Origin of the sequence: Clostridium pacaense (assembly GCF_020709765.2) — a bacterium.
GTDB lineage: Bacteria > Bacillota > Clostridia > Lachnospirales > Lachnospiraceae > Enterocloster > Enterocloster hominis.
Genome location: NZ_JAJFEB020000064.1, coordinates 1 through 692 on the forward strand (window position 1 = coordinate 1; position 692 = coordinate 692).

The 692-nt window shown below is 52.6% G+C and carries 1 protein-coding gene; it reads right to left on the reverse strand.

Features of this window, described 5'->3' with window-relative positions; all coding sequences use genetic code 11:
• Nucleotides 1-20: 20 nt before the first annotated feature.
• A partial coding sequence (locus LK536_RS58475; protein ID WP_506092298.1) for a hypothetical protein occupies nt 21-692 on the reverse strand: 672 nt, incomplete at its 5' end.

Consider the following 692-nt stretch of genomic DNA (forward strand, 5'->3'; position numbering starts at 1 on the left):
CGAGCATGATCTGCTCCTGGTCATGAGGATCTTCGGCCGGCTCCCGGTGCTGGCTTTCGGTCCCCCCCTTTCTTCTTTTCCCCCTGCTTCCCTTCCCTCTTCCCTTTTTCCCCTCCTTCCCCCTCCCCCTCCTCTCCTTTCCCCTTCCCCTTTTCTTTTCTCTTCTCTTTCTTCCCCCTTTCCCCTTTCTCCTTCCTCCCCTTTTCTCTCCTCCTCTTTCCCCTCCTTCTTTCCCTCCCCTCCTCCCTCCCTTCCCTCCTCCTCCCCCTTTCTCCCCTCCCTTTTTTTTTCCCCTCCCCCCCTTCTTCCCTTCCTTTCTTTTCCCCTTTCCTTTCTCCTCTTGCTTCCTCTCTTTTCCTTTCCTCCCCCCCCTTTCTTCCTCTCTTTCCCCTTCCTTCCTTTCCCTTTTTCTTTCTCCCTTTTTTTCTTCCCTTTCCTCCCTCCTTTCCCCTCTTTTTCCCCCCCCTTCTTCTCCCCTTCCTCCCCCTCTCTTTTCCCCTCCCCTTTTTTCTTCTTCTCTCCCCCCTTCTTCCTCCTTTTCCTTTCCTTCCTTTTCCCCCTCCCTTCTTCCCCTTTTCTTTCTTCCTCCTCTTTTCCTTTCCTTTTTTCCTCCCCTTTTTTTCCCCTCTTCCCTCTTTCCCCCCCCTTCTTTTCTTCTCGAAAATCAGGCTGTGGAAAACAATAGATAAAGG